The 19,583-nt window shown below is 61.1% G+C and carries 17 protein-coding genes and 1 pseudogene; 7 read left to right on the top strand and 11 right to left on the bottom strand.

Annotation, left to right across the window (positions count from 1 at the left end):
* The 4 genes and pseudogenes from B5M06_RS17615 to B5M06_RS16750 all read right to left on the bottom strand — a co-directional run.
* Window positions 1-555 (bottom strand): annotated as a pseudogene (locus B5M06_RS17615) (ABC transporter permease); the annotation flags it as partial.
* 11 nt (window positions 556-566) lie between these two features.
* Window positions 567-1,844 carry a CmpA/NrtA family ABC transporter substrate-binding protein gene (locus B5M06_RS16760; protein WP_054066986.1) on the bottom strand — a complete coding sequence of 426 codons (1,278 nt, stop codon included), beginning with the start codon at window positions 1,842-1,844 and terminating at the stop codon, window positions 567-569.
* 169 nt (window positions 1,845-2,013) lie between these two features.
* On the bottom strand, window positions 2,014-3,264 hold the full coding sequence (locus B5M06_RS16755; RefSeq protein ID WP_054066987.1) for a nitrate regulatory protein: 1,251 nt from the start codon (window positions 3,262-3,264) through the stop codon (window positions 2,014-2,016).
* Between the two features lie 69 nt (window positions 3,265-3,333).
* Window positions 3,334-4,965, bottom strand: coding sequence for a methyl-accepting chemotaxis protein (locus B5M06_RS16750; RefSeq protein ID WP_162777442.1), 1,632 nt, complete (start codon window positions 4,963-4,965; stop codon window positions 3,334-3,336).
* A 288-nt stretch (window positions 4,966-5,253) separates the two neighbouring features.
* Between B5M06_RS16750 and B5M06_RS16745 the strand changes: the two genes are divergently transcribed.
* Together B5M06_RS16745 and murI are read left to right on the top strand one after the other, a co-directional pair.
* Window positions 5,254-5,937 (top strand): c-type cytochrome, encoded by a 684-nt coding sequence (locus B5M06_RS16745; protein WP_077344648.1) that lies wholly within the window; start codon window positions 5,254-5,256, stop codon window positions 5,935-5,937.
* Window positions 5,938-6,093: 156 nt separating this feature from the next.
* Complete coding sequence (murI, locus tag B5M06_RS16740; RefSeq protein ID WP_054066990.1) at window positions 6,094-6,978, top strand: glutamate racemase; 885 nt, start codon at window positions 6,094-6,096, stop codon at window positions 6,976-6,978.
* Window positions 6,979-7,012: 34 nt separating this feature from the next.
* On the opposite strand, the gene B5M06_RS16735 is transcribed toward murI, so the two are convergent.
* Together B5M06_RS16735 and B5M06_RS16730 are read right to left on the bottom strand one after the other, a co-directional pair.
* On the bottom strand, window positions 7,013-7,753 hold the full coding sequence (locus B5M06_RS16735; RefSeq protein WP_420809987.1) for a DNA/RNA non-specific endonuclease: 741 nt from the start codon (window positions 7,751-7,753) through the stop codon (window positions 7,013-7,015).
* Window positions 7,754-7,934: 181 nt separating this feature from the next.
* Window positions 7,935-8,369 (bottom strand): RNA-binding S4 domain-containing protein, encoded by a 435-nt coding sequence (locus B5M06_RS16730; RefSeq protein ID WP_054066991.1) that lies wholly within the window; start codon window positions 8,367-8,369, stop codon window positions 7,935-7,937.
* Window positions 8,370-8,567: 198 nt separating this feature from the next.
* Here B5M06_RS16730 and B5M06_RS16725 point away from each other — a divergent pair, with 198 nt between their 5' ends.
* Window positions 8,568-9,116, top strand: coding sequence for a tripartite tricarboxylate transporter TctB family protein (locus B5M06_RS16725; RefSeq protein ID WP_054066992.1), 549 nt, complete (start codon window positions 8,568-8,570; stop codon window positions 9,114-9,116).
* Window positions 9,107-10,633 carry a tripartite tricarboxylate transporter permease gene (locus tag B5M06_RS16720; protein WP_054067032.1) on the top strand — a complete coding sequence of 509 codons (1,527 nt, stop codon included), beginning with the start codon at window positions 9,107-9,109 and terminating at the stop codon, window positions 10,631-10,633. The genes B5M06_RS16725 and B5M06_RS16720 overlap by 10 nt, the downstream gene beginning before the upstream one ends.
* A 95-nt stretch (window positions 10,634-10,728) precedes the next feature.
* Here B5M06_RS16720 and B5M06_RS17680 read toward each other — a convergent pair whose 3' ends face one another.
* The 5 genes from B5M06_RS17680 to B5M06_RS16700 all read right to left on the bottom strand — a co-directional run bounded on the left by B5M06_RS17680 (window position 10,729) and on the right by B5M06_RS16700 (window position 16,098).
* Entirely contained in the window at window positions 10,729-12,381 is a 1,653-nt protein-coding gene (locus B5M06_RS17680) for a methyl-accepting chemotaxis protein (protein ID WP_080025119.1), read from the bottom strand.
* Window positions 12,382-12,726: 345 nt separating this feature from the next.
* Complete coding sequence (locus tag B5M06_RS17285) at window positions 12,727-12,894, bottom strand: hypothetical protein (protein WP_205245376.1); 168 nt, start codon at window positions 12,892-12,894, stop codon at window positions 12,727-12,729.
* Window positions 12,895-12,912: 18 nt separating this feature from the next.
* Entirely contained in the window at window positions 12,913-14,010 is a 1,098-nt protein-coding gene (locus tag B5M06_RS16710) for a YeeE/YedE family protein (protein ID WP_054066993.1), read from the bottom strand.
* A 125-nt stretch (window positions 14,011-14,135) separates the two neighbouring features.
* Window positions 14,136-15,083 (bottom strand): sulfurtransferase, encoded by a 948-nt coding sequence (locus B5M06_RS16705; RefSeq protein WP_054067033.1) that lies wholly within the window; start codon window positions 15,081-15,083, stop codon window positions 14,136-14,138.
* A 112-nt stretch (window positions 15,084-15,195) separates the two neighbouring features.
* On the bottom strand, window positions 15,196-16,098 hold the full coding sequence (locus B5M06_RS16700) for a LysR family transcriptional regulator (RefSeq protein WP_054066994.1): 903 nt from the start codon (window positions 16,096-16,098) through the stop codon (window positions 15,196-15,198).
* Between the two features lie 198 nt (window positions 16,099-16,296).
* Between B5M06_RS16700 and B5M06_RS16695 the strand changes: the two genes are divergently transcribed.
* Genes B5M06_RS16695 through B5M06_RS16685 form a run of 3 tightly spaced genes read left to right on the top strand, consistent with a single transcriptional unit; the run spans window position 16,297 to window position 19,557 of the window.
* Window positions 16,297-17,514 carry a CaiB/BaiF CoA transferase family protein gene (locus B5M06_RS16695; RefSeq protein ID WP_054066995.1) on the top strand — a complete coding sequence of 406 codons (1,218 nt, stop codon included), beginning with the start codon at window positions 16,297-16,299 and terminating at the stop codon, window positions 17,512-17,514.
* Window positions 17,511-18,515 (top strand): hydroxymethylglutaryl-CoA lyase, encoded by a 1,005-nt coding sequence (locus tag B5M06_RS16690; RefSeq protein WP_054066996.1) that lies wholly within the window; start codon window positions 17,511-17,513, stop codon window positions 18,513-18,515. The genes B5M06_RS16695 and B5M06_RS16690 overlap by 4 nt, the downstream gene beginning before the upstream one ends.
* Before the next feature lie 58 nt (window positions 18,516-18,573).
* A complete protein-coding gene (locus B5M06_RS16685; protein WP_054066997.1) occupies window positions 18,574-19,557 on the top strand; it encodes a Bug family tripartite tricarboxylate transporter substrate binding protein in 984 nt (327 codons plus the stop codon).
* Window positions 19,558-19,583 lie beyond the last annotated feature (26 nt).

The raw sequence follows: 19,583 nt of genomic DNA, 5'->3' as shown, positions 1-19,583 counted from the left end.
GGCGGCAGGGTTGGCACCCTGAAAGACCAGCAGACCGATGGGGCAGCCAGGCCAGGGGGGAGACAGGGCGCAGCAGGCCAATGATGGGGGTTGCACATGCGCGAGAGAAACGCAAAGCGCCCAATCACAAAGCCCAGCGGAATGCCGACCAGTGCCGCCAGACCAAAGCCCATGGCCACACGCTGCAGTGAAGACAGCACATTCCAGCCGATGCCTGGTCATTAGGGCCATTGCGGGTAGAACGGATCACTGAAACACCGTGATGGCCTGCTGCCAGGTCGCCAGTGGGGTAGGGATGGCTCCGTCGGTGGAGCTGGAAATCAGCGACCACATGCCAATCAGCAGCACAAAACCCAGCAAAGGCGGAAAAGCTGCGCTGGCGAGTTTGCGAGCCGTCTGTGCCACAGGGGCTTTTGCATGTGTTGCGCTGGCCGCAGTAGCAGGGGCAGCAGCGCTTGCGCTGTGATCCAGCGTGGGCGTAGATGGGGTGGCGCTGCTCGCAGGCGGTGCGCTTGATGCAGCAGGCGCTGGGGTGTGGAAAACGGCACTGACCATGGAAGTGCTCCTTAAACCTTGATGGCAAAGCTGTCGGCGTACTGGGCGGGATTGCTGCCGTCCCAGACCTTGCCGTCAATGAGTTTGCTGCTGCGCATGACGTTCTTGGGCACGGCAATGTTCAGCTGTGAGGCCGCCTGCTTGTACAGATCAATCTGGTTGATCTGCTGGGCCACGGCAAGATAGTCAGGGTGCTCCTTGAGCAAGCCCCAGCGCTTGTGCTGGGTGAGGAACCACATGCCATCCGACAGATAGGGGAAGTTCACGCTGCCATCGTTGAAGAACTTCATGTGGTTGGCGTCGTCCCAGGTCTTGCCCAGGCCGTTCTGGTAGCGACCCAGAATGCGCTGGTTGATGGCGTCTACGTTGGTGTTGACGTAGGACTTGTCGGCAATGGTTTCGGCCATCTTGACCTTGTTCTGCAGGCTGGCGTCAATCCACTGGCTGGCTTCGAGAATCGCCATCATCACGGCGCGCGCGGTGTTGGGGTTCTGTTTGACGAAGTCGGCCGTGGTGCCCAGCACCTTTTCTGGGTGGTCCTGCCAGATGTCCTGAGAGGTCACTGCGGTGATGCCAATCTTGTCCATGATGGCGCGGTGGTTCCAGGGTTCGCCCACGCAGAAGCCATCCATGTTGCCCACGCGCATATTGGCCACCATCTGTGGAGGCGGGACGGTGATGACCTTCGCATCTTTGAACGGGTTGATGCCTGCGCTGGCCAGCCAGTAGTACAGCCACATGGCGTGTGTGCCGGTGGGGAAGGTCTGGGCAAAGGTGTAATCGCGCTTTTCCTTGGCCATGAGCTGGGCCAGGCTGGCGGCATCCACAGCACCTTTGTCTGCCAGTTTCTTGGAGAGGCTGATGGCCTGGCCATTGTTGTTGAGCGTCATCAGAACGGCCATGTCCTTTTTCGCGCCGCCAACGCCCAGCTGCAGGCCATAGACCAGACCATAGAGCACATGGGCCATGTCCAGATCGCCATTGCTGAGTTTGTCGCGCACACCGGCCCAGCTGGCTTCCTTGGTGGGAATGATCTTGACGCCGTATTTCTGGTCAAAGCCCAGCACGGAGGCCATGACGACGCTGGCGCAGTCTGTCAGCGGAATGAATCCGATCTTGACTTCCTTTTTTTCAGGGGCGTCAGATCCTGCTGCCCAGGCACCATGGTGGCCCAGCTGTGTGTAGAGCAGGGCGCCAGCAGCCATGCTGGACGATTGGCTCAGAAAGCGGCGGCGGGAGGGATTGGTCGCAGTTTGCGCAATGGGGTTGGCAGAGGGGTGTTGTGCCATGGTACTGCTCCTTCGAGGCTGAACTAAGAACGCATAAGAGGTAGAAAACAAACGGCGTCCCGATCCGGCCTGCCAGAGCAGGGGATGGGACGCCGTTGTCCTTGATGTACTGTCTCCAGACCGCCGTTGGCCGGGATTCGTTGCATCTGTATGCACGAAGCGTGCCAGTTTATGTTTCGCGCAGATTCAGCAGTTCAGCCATCGACAGTACAGACTGGGCGACGTCCACAATGCGGCGGTTCTGTGTCATCGCAGTCTGGCGAAGCAGCTTGTGGGCCTGGCTCTCGCTGAGGTTTTGCTGCGTCATCAGCATGCCCTTGGCGCGTTCCACGACTTTGCGCTCATTCAGGGCCTGCCGGACAGCTTCCAGCTCAGTGCGCATGGTCTGCAGGCGTTGTGACTGTTCCTGAACGACCTGTAGCACGGAGGCTTTGAACTGGGTTGTGAGCTGTGCATCCCATGAGTGCCTGGAGGCTTGGGCAAAGAATTCAGGCCATACATCTTCCGTGCTCGGCTGTGTGAGCTGGGCTGGCTGCTTCAGCGCTTGCTGCGCACTGTGCAGGTGGGCCGTACATTCCTGAACCAGCGTTTGAGCCAGTTTCGATTCAATCTGGTGCATGCCATCCATGACGTGGGTGCATGCTTCAAACCACACTTCGCTGAGATCACGTGGCAGTGGCGCGCTGGCTATGGCTGTACAGCCAATCCGTCTGAGACGTTCAATGGTGATCTGGTCAGGGCCCATGACGACGAGCTGATTCCACTCAAGGATCAGATCGGCAGGCGCGCATTCCGCGAACACCTGAAAGCAGCGTTCCTGCGACTCAATCAAATGCAGCCAGTGCTGCTGGCGCTCGCTGTCGCTGCGCCCAGCGCTAAAGGCTGCTGCGCCGGTGGCACGCTCCTGACCTGCCAGCTCCTTGCCCTGCATGAAGTGGAACATGGCCACCAGCAGGCGAGAGATGCTGGGGTAAGTGGCGCTGTCTGCGGCTTCAAACACGACCGCCAGCAAGCCTGCAATCAGGCGTGCATAGGCTTGTGTCGAGTCGTTGACGCTCAGGCGCTGCTGCGTGACGTGCTGGCGCAGCGCAGGCAGCGCCTCAATGCCTTGCAATACATAGGCAATATCGCTGCACAGGCGAGCACCTTGCCCACCCGAAAGACTGGAGACATCGAGCGTATGCAGCATGTCGCGCACGGTGGCAATGGCCTGATCGCTGGATATACGCTGCGCCTGCAAGGATTGCGCAGCACGACTGCCTTGGCTGGCCAGCCAGATGCTGGACAGGCCTCTTTCCTTTTGCAGGGCATGGATCAGTTCGGCAAGTGTCCGAACAAAGCTGCTGGTGCGCAGCAGCTGTTGCAGTTCATTGATTTCACACTGGCGTGCAGCGGTCAGAAAGTGCAGAGCAGTATCCATGGCGGGGCTTGGGAATGGTGATTCCCCGCTGTGGTGCAATTTTTATGCCGTAGAGCACCAGACAGGCGCTCAGACCGTGAGCGCAGCGGCTTGCTGGGTGGGCTGACCCGCGCTGCCCAATGATGCTGGTATGCGTTGCAGTGACTCTGTAGGTTGCGCTGCTTCATGCTGCACCTTGAAACGCTGCACCAGTGCACGCAGATGCTCCGACTGGGCGCGCAGGCTGTGGGCAGCCGCGGCGCTTTCTTCGACCAGGGCGGCGTTTTGCTGTGTCATCTGGTCGAGTGAGCCCACGGCTTCATTGACCTGCGCTACGCCGTCACGCTGTTCAGCCGCATGGTGGTTGATGTTTTCCATGACCTGGGTGACATGCTGGATGGCCTGTACCACTTCGGTCATGGTGCTGCCTGCGTCCTGCGCCAGCTGTGCACCATCGGCAATGCGGTCTACGGAGGCCTGAATCAGCGCCTTGATTTCCTTGGCGGCCTGTGCACTGCGCTGAGCCAGGGAGCGCACTTCGGCAGCGACCACGGCAAAGCCACGGCCCTGATCGCCTGCACGCGCAGCCTCTACGGCAGCGTTCAGCGCCAGGATGTTGGTTTGGAAGGCAATGCCGTCGATCACGCCGATGATGTCGGCAATCTTCTGGCTGCGCTGGTGGATGTCGGTCATAGTCTGGACCACGTCATGCACGACGGTGCCGCCATGCTGGGCTACGCCGCAGGCCTGCTGTGCCATCTCTGCCGCCTGCTGGGCGCTGTGGGCAGTGTCCTGCAGGGTCTGGGTCAGCTGCACCATGGCAGCTGCGGCCTGCTGCAGGTGGCTGGAGGTGATTTCAGTGCGCTGTGAAAGGTCCTGGTTGCCCGAGGCGATTTCATCGCTGGCCAGGTGAATGGCTTCACTGCTGTGGCGCACGTCTTCGATCATGCGCGACAGAGACTGCCTCATGTGCTGCAGCGACTGCAGCAGCTGACCGAATTCGTCACGCCGTGTGCTCTGGTGCGTGATGTTCAGATCACCACTGGCAATCTGTTCGGCCATCTGGTTGGCCTGCTGCAGCGAGCGGCGGATGCTGTTGATCAGCAGATAGGCACCCACGGCAATGCCCAGCAGCAGAAACACCATGTTGATGGCAGCGGCACGCACTACGCCCTGGCGTGCGGCGCCCATGTCAGAGCGCATCTGCGCCAGCTGCTCGGCCTGCTGACTCACAAACTGCTGCAGTGCCTGGATGTAGGCCTGTGCGGCCTGGTCATAGCGCTGACGCAGATCCTGCAGCTGCAGGCTGTGCCCCTGCGCTTTCAGTTGCAGCGCCTGTGCACCCAGGCTTTGCAGCTGCTGGCGCTGCTGGGCCAGCAGCTGCACCGTGGCCTGCTGCTCAGCGTCGAGGCTGGTGGTGGTGAGCTGCTGAATCAGCGTCTGCAGCGTGGACTGGGTCTGTGCCATCTGAGCTTCAAAGCGACGGGCATCCTCGGCGCTGCCGCTGGCCAGTGCAGCCTGTGTGCGCACGGTGTTGACCTGGGCCAGTGCGCTCCACTGTGCGGCCTGATCCAGTCGTTGTGACAGCAGGCTGTCCTGCTGGTTGAACTTTTGCTGGTGGCTGGCGGAGTTATAGCCTGCATGGCCCACGATGATGATGGCCCCCAGAACGATGCAGACTACGCTGAGCCAGAGTTTTTTTGTCACGCTGATGTGTTTCATGCGGCGGTTCACCATGACCTTCCAATGCGGCGCTGGTCGAGCGGACCAGCCAGGCGCTTTTCAAAAACGAACGATCGTGCGAAACCCTAGTTGAAACCAAACGTAAGTAAAAGCGTATTGGTGCATACGTGTATTGAGGGTTAGTCCGAGGCTGATTGAGCGTGTTTTTTGCGCTTTGACAAGTTGTTGGATCAAGCTTTGTTGAAGCTGCAGACAGGGGCTGGAATCGCAAGAAGATGTATTGATAATGGTGAGGTTTTGTCCTACACCTCTTGCTTTGAACGACCCATGCATTTGCGCTTTTGTGTTCCACGGCATCTGTGCCTGAAAACCGCATTGATTGCCGCGTTGTCGCTGGTTGCACCATGGTCCATGGCTGGCAGCAACTCCAAGCAACCTATCACCCAGGCAGCGCTGCAGGCGCGTTTGCAGGAGGCCCAGGGCAACCCGGAACTGGGTCAGCGGCTGTACAGCCTCGGCAAGAAAGTCGCAGCAGTGTGTGCCAACTGCCACGGACCACAGAAAAGCCGCGAGTTTCTGGAAGTGCCTTATCTGGAGGGGCAGAACCCGGCGTATCTGGTGGAACAGATTCGCCAGTTCTCGCAGGGTGAGCGCAAGAACGCTTTCATGGAAGGTATTCTCAAGGCCATGAACCGCGATGAGATGGTGGGCATGGTGCTGTTCTACGAGAAGGAAAAACTGCCTGTGCGTCAGCCTGCAGACCAGGAACTGTACGCCCGAGGCAAGGCTTACTATGGGCGCATCTGCATCAACTGCCACGCTGCCGACGGTCATGGCAATGAGCGCCTGCCGCGCATTGCTGGCCAGCATTACGGTTATGTGGACATGACGCTCAAGCGCTACCGCGATGGCAGCACCGTGCGCTCTGACCCGAACATGGCATTCGTGACCAAGGCCATGACGGACCAGGACATTGCAGCGGTGGCCACCTATCTTGAAACCATGCCCTAGGGTGGTGTTCGCGGCGTTGACTGCGAGCTTGCGTATGTCACGAGCCCCTGCAAGGCCCAGGCCTGCAGGGGTTTGTTGTCTGCAGCCTTCGCCCATGGGCTGCGCAGGCGCATACTTGGCGGCTTATTGTGTGGACTTCCGGACTTTTTTCACATCATGACCTTGGCAGCTGCGCCCATTGGTGTTTTTGACAGCGGTATTGGTGGCCTGAGCGTGCTGCAGGCGCTGCGCCATGAATTACCGCAGGAGCACTTTGTCTATCTGGCAGACAGCGGCCATGCGCCCTATGGCGAGCGTGGCGATGCCTTTGTGCAGGCGCGCACGCATGCGATTGCCCACCATCTGCGTGCCCGGCATGGCATCAAGGCGCTGGTGATTGCCTGCAATACGGCCACGGCTGCGGCGGTGGAGTCGCTGCGTGCGGCCCTGCCGGATCTGCCCATGATCGGGGTGGAGCCCGCGATCAAGCCCGCATCCCTTTCCAGCCAGACGCACCATGTGGGGGTGATGGCAACACGGGGCACGGTGGAAAGCCGCCGCTTTCACAAGCTGCTGCACGAGCATGGGCAGCACACGCAGTTTCATGCACAGGCCTGCGATGGCCTGGCACGAGCGATTGAGCTGAGTACGCAGGCCGAAGATGGCGCTATGGAAGTACAAGCGCTTTGCGCCCGCTATATCAGCGCTTTAGGCCAATTTGGCTTGAAGACTGGAGAGATGGACACGCTGGTGCTGGGCTGCACCCACTATGTGTTTGCCAAGCCACAGCTGCGCGCCCTGGTGGGGCCGGATGTGCAGCTGATTGATACCGGCGCAGCCGTTGCACGCCAGACGCGCCGCCTGCTGAACAAGGCGCAGACGCTGCGTGCAGAGCCTGCAGACCGTGACCCGGCGGCGCTGGCTGGGGCGCAGCAGATACAGCTTATGACCACCGGGCAGCTCAGTGCGCTGCAGGCCGCTGCTGCGCGTTGGCTGGATGTGCCTGCCAGCCGCTGCGTGCAAGTGCAGGTAGATTCAAAACCCATAGCTGCCAGCGCTTGATAGATAAGCGCTAGCGGATATTTTTGCTTGAAATTTAATGGGGCTGGACGCCGGGCAGAAATTCAATGCCGGTGCGCTTGACCAGCTCGGCATAGCTGATGGGCTTGCTCACACGTGCATCGTCGCGGTTGGGCTGCCAGTGTGCCCAGGCGCGGTTGGTGCTGGCGTCATAGACCAGCTTGTACAGATAGCTGGGCACAGCCACCTTGTTGTCGCCCACAGTGCTGGGCTTCTGGTCAAACACGGGGCCGGTGATGATGTAGACATCGCCCTTGGCGCGGCTGGCGTAGCTGCGCGTGTCTTTTTCAATGCGTGCCCAGGGGCCGCTGTTCTGCTTCATGGACTGGGGCACCATATTGGCCAGCGAAAAGCTCTGTGCCATGGCCTGTGCGGTGGGCATGTCTGCAGCAGGTGCCATGTGGCCACGTGAGTAACCGGAGTTCCTGTAGTCGCTCAGTTCTGCACGCTCGGCACGAGGCAGACGGGCGTCTGCAAAGAACTTGTTGGTGCGCTTTTCGTCCGCATCGGCTACCAGTGCGCGGTTCATGCGCTGCGCCACATACATGGGCGTGCGTGTATTGCCGTTGTGCATGATGGCAAAGGCGTCATAGCACAGGTCACGCAGTTTGGACTGGGTATGGATGATAGGCGGCTGGCCGGCGGCAAAGAACTGGCGGCAGCTCTTGAAGCTGTCACTGGTTGCAGCGCGTGCTGCGGGTGTGGCGGGGGTACTGGCCTGAGAGCTCGAACTGTTGCCCAAGCAGGCGCTGAGCAGGGTGATGCCCAAAAGGGCACCCAAGGCAGCACGTGCACTGCGTGCTGAAAACTTCTGAGAAATCACGGCAAATCCCTTGCAGCCTATGCGGCTGTTGTTCACAAATCAATAGCAAGGGATTGGAGCAGGTTTTGACAAAAGGTTCCGATGAATGGTTTTTGGGCCTTGTCTGGACAGCGGCTCAATTGCCGTCCCAGCTGGCGCTCCAGCGATCGCCCCAGTCCTGGCGTACGCGCTCGATGCTGCGCCGGTCGCGTTTGGTAGGGCGGCCAGTGTGCTGGGTGGCAATGCTGGCGGCTGGCTCAGGGGCCAGGCGGCGCTGCTCGGCCAGGCGTGCACGCTCGGCCATGCTCTCCTGCGTTTCGGCGTACAGCTGCTGAGCCACGGGGGCTGGGCCGCGCATATTGCTCAGGCCCAGTACCTTGACGGTCTTGGGTACATCACCCTGACGCAGGGCAATGGTGTCGCCTACACGGATTTCACGCGAAGCCTTGGCTGCCATGGCGTTCACGGTCACGCGGTTCTTGCTGATTTGTTCAACCGCAAGACTGCGCGTCTTGTAAAAGCGTGCAGCCCACAGCCACTTGTCCAGGCGCATGGAAGAAATTTCACTCATGGCCGTGATTTTCCCGGATGTAGCAACTTCTGCTGCGAAGGAATATGCATGCTGCTGCGGGTTTTTACTGTCTGCAGCCCTACCGATGAACGGGAAGATGCGGCAGCCTGCCCTTGATCCTGCGCAGAATGACCAACGGTCACAGGTGGCAGCCTGTGTCCTGTCTGCCGCAGTGACGCAATCACAGGAAAGCATGCGATGACGGAACAGAACATCAAGCAAGACAACGAGACAGCCATGGAAAGACAGACATGCCATGCCTGGCAGATGGGCGCGGGGGGCGCTATTGTGCTGGCCGCACTGGCGCTGGCATGGGGGGCATGGCGGATTCCTGCGCAGACGGCGCAAAACGATGGTGGTGCAGCTTTGCTGCCCACGCTGTGCGCTGCAGCATTGCTGTTGTGTGGCGGCTGGCTGGTGTGGGACGCAAGGCATGGGGGCTGGCGCAACATGGCGGCGTCTGCCGGGCAGGGGCAGCTGCAGATCACACCCTGGGTGTGGGTGAGCGCAGGCATGTTGCTGGGTGCACTGCTGATACGCCACAGCGGTTTTGTGCTGGCGGCAGCGCTTTGCTACGTGCTGGCTCTGCAGGGGCTGCGCCGCGCAGCACAGCCTGATCTGCCCTTGCGCGGCAGGCGCGTGCTGACCGATGTACTGGTGGGGCTGGTGCTGGCGGCGCTGGTGTATGTGCTGTTTGTACGGGTGCTGGGCGTGAGCCTGCCAGCGGGGTGGCTGCCATGGATGTGATGCAGGCATTGTGGCAGGGGCTGGTGCTGGCCTGTACCGTGCAGAACTTGGCATGGGCACTGGCAGGCTGTGTGCTGGGCACGGTGATGGGCGTGCTGCCGGGCTTTGGTGCGTCGGCAGCCATGGCGCTGCTGCTGCCCATGACGTTTCATGTGGATGTGACCCAGGCCTTCATCTTCTTTATTGCTGTGGCCTGTGGCGGCATGTATGGCGGCTCGACCACCTCCATTCTTTTTAACGCTCCGGGCGAGACAGCCAGCATGGTCACAGCCATGGAGGGCAAGCGCATGGCGCTCAATGGCCGTGCCGGGGTGGCGCTGGCTACGGCGGCGGTGGGTTCGCTGGTTGCGGGCACACTGGCGGCCTTGTTTGTGGTCTGGGCCGCGCCCTGGGTGGCAGGTATTGCGAGCAAGCTGGGGCCTGCAGAGATCTTCATGCTCATGGTGATGGCACTGGGTGCGGTGAGCGCCGCCATCGGCAAGAGCACGCTGCGTGGAGTGACGGCGCTGTGCGCAGGCATTGCGCTGGCCTGCATCGGCCATGAAACCGTGGGCGGCACGGAGCGGCTCACAGGCGGGCTGCCGCTGCTGTACGACGGCATTGACATGGTGCTGGTAGCTGTTGGCCTGCTGGTCGTGGCCGAGGTGCTGCATGCAGCCATGTTTGAAGGGCGTGTGCGCTACACGCTCAACACCGTAGGGCGTGTACGCATGTCGCGCGAGGACTGGAAGCGCTCCTGGCGGCCCTGGCTGCGCGGTACGGCCATTGGCCTGCCGTTTGGCTGTGTACCGCTGGGCGGCGTGGATATGCCCACGTATGTGAGCTATGCCTCGGAGCGCTATATGGCCTCCGAGCCGCGCCGCAGGGAGTTTGGGCGTGAGGGTGCGATTGAAGGCGTGGCCGGGCCGGAAGCTGCGAACAATGCCACGGTGACGGCGGCCTTGATTCCGCTGCTGGTCATGGGCATTCCCACCAGCAATGCCACGGCTGTGATGCTGGGTGCCTTTCAGAACTACGGCATGCAGCCTGGGCCGCAGTGGTTCAGCAATGGCTACTGGCTGGTGTGGGTGCTGATGGGCTCGCTGTTTATCAGCAACCTCATGCTGTGGGTGCTGAACATGCCGCTGGTGCGCATGTGGACGCCGCTGCTGCGCATTCCCCGCCCACACCTGCATGCGGCCATGCTGGTGCTGGCGACAGCCGGGGTCTATGGCATGCGCCAGAGTGTGGGCGATCTGTGCCTGCTGTATGGCCTGGGGCTGCTGGGCGTGGTCATGCGACGCTTTGACTTTCCTGTCACCCCGCTGGTAATTGGCGTGGCACTGGGGCCACTGGCCGAGGTGCAGCTGCGCCAGGCGCTGGCTGTGGGCCATGGCAGCTGGGCCATCTTTGTGCAGCGCCCCCTGGCTCTGGCGTTGCTGATCGCGGTGGTAGCTTTGATTGCCGCGCCAGCACTGCTCAAAGGCTGGGCCAGACGCCGCATGGCGCAGGCGCGCGGTCAGAAGCGGAATGTGTAGCGCAGCTTGCGTTCAGATCCCAAGAAAAACAAAAGGCCCTGGCATTGCGCCAGGGCCTTTTGCTTAGGGTGAGCCGCTGGTGTGCGGAGCAGCGCTTATTCGATCAGCATGGGCTCCTGCTGGCTGGATGCCAGTGCATGGCTGCGAGGTGCAGCCTGTGCAGCAGCTGCGGGAGCCAGTCGGGGAGCCTGCAGCTGGCTTTCACTGCCGGTCTTGAAAGTGGCTACCAGGCGGTTCAGCTCGGCAGCCTGATAGCTCAGGCTGTTGGCGGCGGCAGCGCTTTCTTCCACCAGTGCGGCGTTTTGCTGGGTGACCTGGTCGAGCTGGGCAATCGCATCGCTGACCTGGCCGGTACCCTGGCTTTGCTCCTGGCTGGCGTTGCTGATTTCCTGAATCAGGGCGGCCACGCTCTGGACCTGCTGCACCACGTCGCCAATGGTCTTGCCCGTGGCTTCGACCAGGGTCGTGCCTTCGTTGACCTGGCTGACGCTTTGCTGGATCAGCAGCTTGATTTCCTTGGCTGCCTCGGCACTGCGACCTGCCAGAGCACGCACTTCGCCAGCGACCACGGCAAAGCCGCGGCCCTGCTCACCCGCACGTGCGGCTTCCACCGCAGCATTGAGCGCCAGGATGTTGGTCTGGAAGGCAATGCCATCAATCACGCCGATGATGTCGGCAATCTTGCGCGAGCTGGCAGAAATGGTTTCCATGGTCTGTGTGACCTGCTCCATGGCCTCGCCGCCCTGGCTGGCAGTGTGTGCAGCATTGCGGGCCAGGGTGGTGGCCTGCTGGGCGTTGTCGGTGTTGCGACGCACGGTAGAAGCCAGCTCTTCCATGCTGGCCGCAGTCTGCTGCAGGTTGCTGGCCTGCTCTTCGGTGCGCTGCGACAGGTCGTTGTTACCGGTCGAGATCTGGGTGGCCCCGGTGGCAATGGACTCGCTGCTTTCGCGGATGCGGCCGACAATGCTCAGCAGGTTGTTGTTCATGCCCTTGAGCGCCAGCATCAGGCGGCCCAGCTCGTCCTTGGAGGTGACTTCAATGTGCGAGCGCAGATCGCCCTGTGCCACGGTCTCGGCCACCTGCACGGCGCTGTCCAGGTTGCGGGTGATGGTGCGGATGATGAGGCTGGCGCTGATGAGGGTCAGTACCAGCAAGATAGCAACGGTCACTGCTGCCAGCATCATGGTACGGGTGCTGGCGGCCTGTGCTTCTTCATAGGCCTGCAGCGCCAGCTGCTCCTGCATGGCAGACAGCTGCTGCAGACTCGCGGCGAGCGGGCTCACGCTGGGGAAAAGCCGGTATTCGATGAAGGAACCCAGACCTTCGTGGTCATCGCGCTCAAAGAGGCGCAGCACATCATCAATGCGCGGAGAAATGGCTTCCAGCAAGGTGTTGACACGGTCAGCCAGCGCTTTTTCCTCAGCAGTGAGTTGGGTCTGCATATAGGCGTTCCAGGCAGCCTGCGCGTCATTGCGCGCCTGTGTCAGCGTGTCCTTGCCGGATTCAGCCAGGATTTGCTGGTTGTAGACCTTGTTCGTGGTTTCCACCAGCTTGATGCCGTAGGCATCGGCAATCAGCTTGAGCTGCTGCATGGGCATCACGCGGTTGTTATAGATGCTGGCCATGCGCTGGTTGGCGCTGTTGAGTTCCAGCATCAGCGTGATGGAGGTGGCCAGTGTCAGCACCAGTAACGAGGCCACCAGCAGCCATAGCTTGGCCCGGATACTGAGGTTTTTTATCGTTTGCATCTCTTCCTTTTTTCCTGCTTGCTCCAGAACGACGGGCTGTGCTCCTAGCACAGTCGGATGGTCGAAGCTGAATCACCAAATGAAATCGACACAAATTGTGGCAGATTGTTACTTTTTGGACGAGACTGAATGGCAGGGCCTCTTGCATGCTGATGAATGCCTGTGCGCGTAATTTGCCAACAAGTGGTGGCACACGGAGGCAATTGGTGGGTAAAAGCGCCGATATGCATCGCGTACTGCGAAGTGAACATTTCCCAATTGCGTTTTGAGGTGGGCCCATGCCCTGCACGCTGGACACAAAAAAGCCCCTGGGGTGACCAGGGGCTGTGTAGTGCGAGGAGGGGCTCAGTCCGGCATGGAGCAATGGCCGCCCTGGACTGCCACGCCCGAGCCTGCGGCGATCAGCGGCGCTTCAAAGCGCAGATCGACGGGCTTGGAGGTGTGAAAGTCCCAGGCCAGAAAGGCCAGCAAAATCACCCAGAACGCGGTGCGCAGTACGACAGTTTGTTTCATGGCTGTGCGTCCTTTCCTTTACAGACCAAAGTGGCGGCGAATGCGCAGACCAAAGATGGTGCCTGCGAAGGCCAGTGGCACCCAGATCCAGCCGTGGATGGAACCCGTGGAAATGCCCGAGAACATGGCGCCCACATTGCAGCCAAAGGCCAGGCGCGAGCTGTAGCCCAGCACCAGGCCGGCGATCAGCACAACGATCCACTGCTTGCCGGTCAGGGCCTTGCCGCAGTCTGGTGAGGAAGCGCTGACCCACAGGGCACCCGCCAGAATGCCGATATTGGTGATGCTGGTTACATCCAGCAGCACGGTCTCATGCAGGCGTGCGGCATTGCCGGGCTGGCTCCAGAACCAGTTGGTGGACAGATCCATCAGGCCAGTGGTGTTGGCAATTTTTGCGGCCCACAGACCAAAGCCATAGACCACGCCCCAGGGCTGGCCGGCAATCACCAGGTTCAACGTGGCAAAGATGGCCAGCAGCACAGCGCCCACGATCCACTTGCGCACGAACATGGGCTTGGGCTGGCGGCCTGCCTTCAGGTGGTAGCGCTTGCAGTAAAAGCTGATGCCTGCGGCCACCAGCGCCAGACCGGCCAGCGTGGCGGCAAGGGCCACATCCCAGCCCCATTCAGACACCAGGCCTACGGGCTGAGTGCGGCCGAGATCGAGCCACCAGCCCAGATGCACGCTGCCCAGAAAGCTGCCAATGGCAAACACGGGCAGCACGGCGGCGTTCATGGGAATGCCCAGACCGGCCTTGTACAGCGTGCCGCTGCCGCAGCCGTCGGCAATCTGCATGCACAGGCCGAAGATAAAGGCGCCCACAATCAGGCTCACGCTGGGTGGGCCAAGGGCGGCGGTCAGTTCAGGAAAGTAGCCCAGCAGCGGCATGGCCATGCAAGCCGCCAGCGCCAGCAACAGCAGCTGGCCAAAGACGCCGGAGGGGTCTTTGTCTTCCACCAGCATGCGCCAGCCCGTGGTAAAGCCAAAGCGGCGGCTGGCCAGCACGCCACCCAGACCGATGCCAACGGCAAACAGCGCGGCCTGGCGCACGGAGACTGACCACAGCAGCCAGCCAAAGAACAAGGCCATCAGAATGGCCAAAGGTAATCGCTTCATGGGAAGGCAACCTCTCTTATTGATACTAAATCAGGAGCGGCTAGCGCTTGAAATATCTAGGTTTCCAATAGATTTCTATGTGAAACCCAATAAATACAAGCGCTGACAGCTCTCTTTTTTTGTTGTTAGTTGAACTTGCGTTCCCACCATTGCTTGGTAGCGCGCATCAGCTGCTCACCGCGGCCTGGCATGTTCTGCATGGCAGGAAAGTCCGGCTGCTGCGTCCAGTCCACCATGGAGCCAGCGTACAGCTTCACATTGGGAATGCCTGCCACTTCGCTCAGGCCAAACCAGTCGGTCGCGGCCCAGTGGCCGGTGTTGCAGAAGGCCACGGCATTCTGGCCTTCAGGCACATGGATCCTGGCGGCAATTTCCTGGGCCTTGTCTGCATCAACAAAGCGGCTGGTCTTGGGCTCGAACCACTGGTTGAAATCCAGCTGCACCGCGCCGGGCAGGGTGCCTGCGAGCTTGGCGGCAGGCGCCTGTGTCTTGCCCTGGTAGAAAGCATCAGGGCGCGAGTCCACCAGCACGGCGTTGCTCAGCTTGAGGCTCTGGGAAATTTCTTCACGGGTCGACAGCCAGCTGGCGTCAAACGTGGGCGCATAGGTGCTGGGCGCGACCTGGATGGCGACGTTGGAGTAAGGCAGCTTGGCAGCTTCCCACTCCTTGAGGCCGCCGTTGAGGATGGACAGCTCCTTCAGTCCCAGCGACTTGAGCGTCCAGTACACGCGCGCCATGGCGCCAAAGTCGGTGGTGTCCTTGCCATGCGAAACGACGACGGCATGGGTCTCAGGCGTCAGGCCCAGGGACTGCACCAGCGCGACCAGCTTGTCATGGTCAGGCAGCTCACCGGGATTGGTGGCAGGGCCGCGCCATTTGCCATACGGGGCATTCACGGCTCCCGGAATATGGTTGGCCGCAAAGTCCTTCGGCGGGCGAATGTCAATGACGCGCACCTGTGGCTGGTCCAGCAGGGCAGAAAGCTCGGTGGGCGACAGCAGCGGCGGGGCGGCAAATGCCCAGCCACTGATGCCCCATGTCAGAGCGATGGCAATAAGAGGTCGGTGTTTCATGAAAGGCAGCCGTTCAAACGCAGTTGCAAGCCACAGCGTGGCCAATGCCATATTGTCCGACGCTGCAAATATGGCTGCAAAAAAGAAAAAATTCTTGCGATATGCCTTGGGGTTATGAAGGGGCGGGTGCCTGCATCTGCATCAGATGGTCCACCAGCGCCCGTGCGACGGGCGGCAGGCCTTCATAGGAGCGCATGCACAGCACCAGCTGGCGGTGTGCCCATGGCTCATCGAGAGTGATGGCTTCAATGGCTAGCGTCTGCCGGTACAGCGCTGCACTCTGGCGGGGCAGCACACCCACGCCAAGCCCCGCCGCCACCATGAGGCACAGGGCGTCATAGCTGGTCACCTGGATGCGCAGTTTCAGCGGCATGTCCAGCTGCGCAGCGCTGCGTGTGAGCTGTGCATTGATGGCGCTGCCCGTGTGTGCGCCCACAAAGTCATAGGCCAGCGCCTGGCGCATGCTGACGCTGCGGTGCGCGGTCAGCGGGTGGCCTTTGGGGGCAATCAGGATCAGCTCGTCCTGCCGGTAGGGGGCAAAGTGCAGTTCGCAGCCATAGCTGCCGGGGTTGAGGATGCCAAAGTCTGCGGCGTTCTGGGCGACGGCCAGCGCGATCTCCGAGCTGACTTTTTCCTGCAGATGCACCTGCACATCCGGGTGCTGGCTCAGAAAGCTTTGCAGCTGCTCTGGCAGAAACTGCGTGATGGCCGAGATGTTGGCCACCATGCGCACATGGCCGCGCATGCCGCTGCCGTATTCGCGCATCTGGCGTGCAATGCCGTCGATCTCGCCCAGCACACTGCGCGCCAGATCCAGCAGGGTATAGGCCGCAGCCGTGGGTGTGATGCCGCGATTGCTGCGCTCGAACAGGCGCACCTGCAGCTGGACTTCCAGCTCCGACAGGCGGCGGCTGGCGGCGGAGGTGGCAATGTGTTCGCGTGCGGCCGCACGGGCAATGGCTTGTTCTTCCATCACGGCCACAAACAGCCGCAGTGAGACAGGGTCGAGTCGCATGCCAGGATTTTGCTTTGCTGTAATGGCAATGCAGGTGGTTTTGGCTCAATCTTTACCAAGGGTAATTACTAATTTTTGCAATTGCTTTGCCGAAATGCGATGGCTGTATCGCAATTGAGCGTTATGCAGTTGCGCTGCGCTTTTGCATCATCCCCTTCACGCCGGGCAGTCAGGGCCTGGCATGGAAAAGAGAAAGCAATGCAAGAGAAGATTTCGCAAAGTCTGCAGCCCGGCGCACTGGCCGGTGTACGGGTCGTAGAGATGGGGCAGCTGATTGCCGGCCCCTTTGCAGGCAAGACCCTGGGCGAGTTTGGCGCTGAGGTCATCAAGATTGAAACGCCGGAAACAGGCGACCCGCTGCGCAACTGGCGCATGATCAAGGATGGCACCTCCGTGTGGTGGCAGGTGCAGTCGCGCAATAAGAAATCCGTGGCGCTGGACTTGCGCCAGCCTCAGGGGCAGGATGTGGCCAAGGCCCTGCTCAAAGAGGCCGATGTGCTGATCGAGAATTTCCGCCCCGGCACGCTGGAAGGCTGGGGCATGTCGCCCGAGGAACTGCAAGCCCTCAACCCCGGGCTGGTGATTCTGCGCATTTCTGGCTATGGCCAGACGGGCCCCTACCGTGATCTGCCAGGCTTTGGCGTGGTGGGCGAGGCCATGGGCGGCCTGCGCCACCTGACCGGCGAGCCGGGCCGTGTGCCTGTGCGCGTGGGGGTGTCCATTGGCGATACGCTGGCTGCCCTGCACGGCACGATTGGCGTGCTGCTGGCGCTGTACCACCGCAAGGTCCATGGTGGCAAAGGCCAGGTGATTGATGTGGCGCTGCATGAAGCCGTGTTCAACATCATGGAAAGCCTGATTCCCGAGTACAGCGCCTTTGGCGCAGTACGTGAAGCTGCAGGCAGTGCATTGCCGGGTATTGCGCCTTCGAATGCCTACCCCTGCCAGGACGGCTGGGTGCTGGTGGCTGGCAATGGCGACAGCATCTTCAAGCGCCTGATGCAGACCATTGGCCGTGAAGACCTGGGCAATGCCCCTGATCTGGCCAACAACGCTGGCCGTGTGGCGCGCGTGCAGGAAATTGATGAGGCCATCGCGGCCTGGACACGCACGCGCAGCATTCAGGAGGTGCTGGACCAGCTCTCAGCCGCACGCGTGCCCGCTGGCCGTGTCTATACCGCCAAGGACATCTACGAAGACCCGCACTACCGTGCGCGCGACATGATCCTGCAGCAGGAAACACGCGATGGCTATACGGTGGATGTGCCTGGCATCGTGCCCAAGCTGTCTGAGACACCGGGCAGCATCCGCTCCAGCGCCCCAGGGCTGGGTGACGATACCGACGCCGTGCTGGCAGGCATGGGCCTGAGCACCGAGCAGATTGCGCAGTTGCGTGCACAGGGGGTGATTCAGTGAGCAGCAATGTCTGGCACGGCGCAGGTCGCCGTATCTATATCCAGGAAGTCGGCCCGCGTGACGGGTTGCAGATGGAAAAGGTCTTTGTGCCGACCCCGCAGAAGATTGCTTTCATCAACGCACTGTCTGCGACCGGTATGGCCAAGGTGGAAGTGACGGCCTTTGTGTCGCCCACGGCTATTCCTGCACTGGCGGATGCGCAGGAAGTCATGCAGGGGATTGCCCGCACAGCAGGCGTGGTCATGACCTGCCTGGTGCCCAACGTCAAAGGCGCAGAGCGCGCCATTGCCAGTGGTGCGGATGAGCTGAATCTGGTCATGTCCGTGAGCGAGACGCACAACCTGTGCAATCTGCGCATGCTGCGTGAGCACTCGTTTGCAGGCCTGCGCGACATCATCACTACGGCCCAGCAGGGCCAGGTGGCGGTGAACGTATCACTGTCGTGCAGCTTTGGCTGTCCCATGGAAGGCGATGTGCCGCAGGATGAGGTGCTGGGCTGGGTGGCACGCTTTGCCGCGCTGGGCGTGCAGGGCATCACCCTGTGCGATACCACGGGCATGGCCAACCCTGCACAAGTGCATGCCATGGTGCAGGCCTTCAAGGCGCGCTGGCCGCAGCTGGGGCTGACGCTGCACTTCCACGACACGCGCGGCATGGCGCTGGCCAATGTGCTGGCTGCCATTGCAGCCGGGGCTGACCGTTTTGATGCCTCGGTGGGTGGTCTGGGGGGCTGCCCTTATGCACCCGGAGCCAGCGGCAATGCCTGTACGGAAACCATCGTGCATGCACTGGCGGCCATGGGCTATGACACCGGGGTGAGTCTGTCTGCATTGACGCAGATTGCTGCGGGCTTGCCAGCACTGCTGGGTCATGAGATGGCCAGCCCCATTGTCAAGGCTGGGCCGTCCTGCCAGCTGCATGCCAGACCTGCGTCCTTTGATGACATCCGCGCGCGAGCGCAGGAGCGGTGGCAGGCTGCACAAGCAGCGCCAGCTTGTTAAGACCAGGGTTTAAGAGAGCCCATAGAGGCAAACAACAACACAATCCAAGGAGATTCGCATGAACACAATGACACGCAAGCAATTCGGGCGCATCGCGCTGGCTGCAGGACTGGCGCTGGGTATGGGCACGGTGGCCAGCGCGCAGGATGGCTATCCGAACAAGCCTATCACCATGGTGGTGCCTGCTTCTGCGGGCGGCACTACAGACCTGGCTGCGCGCATGACTGCACAGGCGCTTGGCCCCGTGCTGGGGCAGACGCTGGTGGTGGAAAACAAGGGTGGCGGTAACGGCAATATTGCGGCGGCCCAGGTCAAGCGTGCAGAAGCGGATGGCTACACGCTGCTGATGCAGTACTCTGGCTTTCATGTGATTTCGCCCCATCTGGGCAAATCCAGCTGGGAGCTCAAGGACTTTGTGCCCGTGGCCAATGTGCTTTCGGCTCCGCAGATCGTAGTGGTGCGTGGTGATTTGCCAGTGAACACCATACAGGAGCTGGTGGCCTATGCCAAGGCCAACCCCATGAAGCTGAACTACGCCTCGTCCGGCAATGGTTCGCTGCAGCACGTGACCGGTGTGCAGCTGGAGCGGGCCGCTGGTGTGCAGATGATGCACGTGCCCTACAAGGGCACAGGCCCTGCGCTGCAGGATTTGCTGGGCGGTCAGGTGGATCTGACCTTTGGTACCGCGCCTCCATTCATGCCCCACATTCAGGCAGGCAAACTCAAGGTGCTGGCTGTCACAGGCAAGGAACGTCTGCCCAGCCTGCCGGATGTGCCCACCACGGCGGAAACTGGCTTTCCCGGTGTGAATGCCACTTCGTGGTTTGCGATGTTTGCACCCGCGGGCACACCTGCTGCCATCGTGAGCAAGCTGGAGTCTGATGTGCGCAATGCGCTGGCAGAACCCGCTTTCCAGCAAAAGGCGCGTGATCAGGGCGCGGCTGCTGACTTCATGGACAGCAAGGCACTGGGTGACATGGTGCAGCGTGACTGGGACATGTGGGCCCAGATCGTCAAGGAAGCCAATATCAAGGGCGACTGATTCGACAGCAATCACTCTTCAAAAAA

Origin of the sequence: Comamonas kerstersii, from assembly GCF_002056725.1 — a bacterium.
GTDB lineage: Bacteria > Pseudomonadota > Gammaproteobacteria > Burkholderiales > Burkholderiaceae_C > Comamonas > Comamonas kerstersii.
This window is presented reverse-complemented; position numbering and strand designations above follow the sequence as displayed.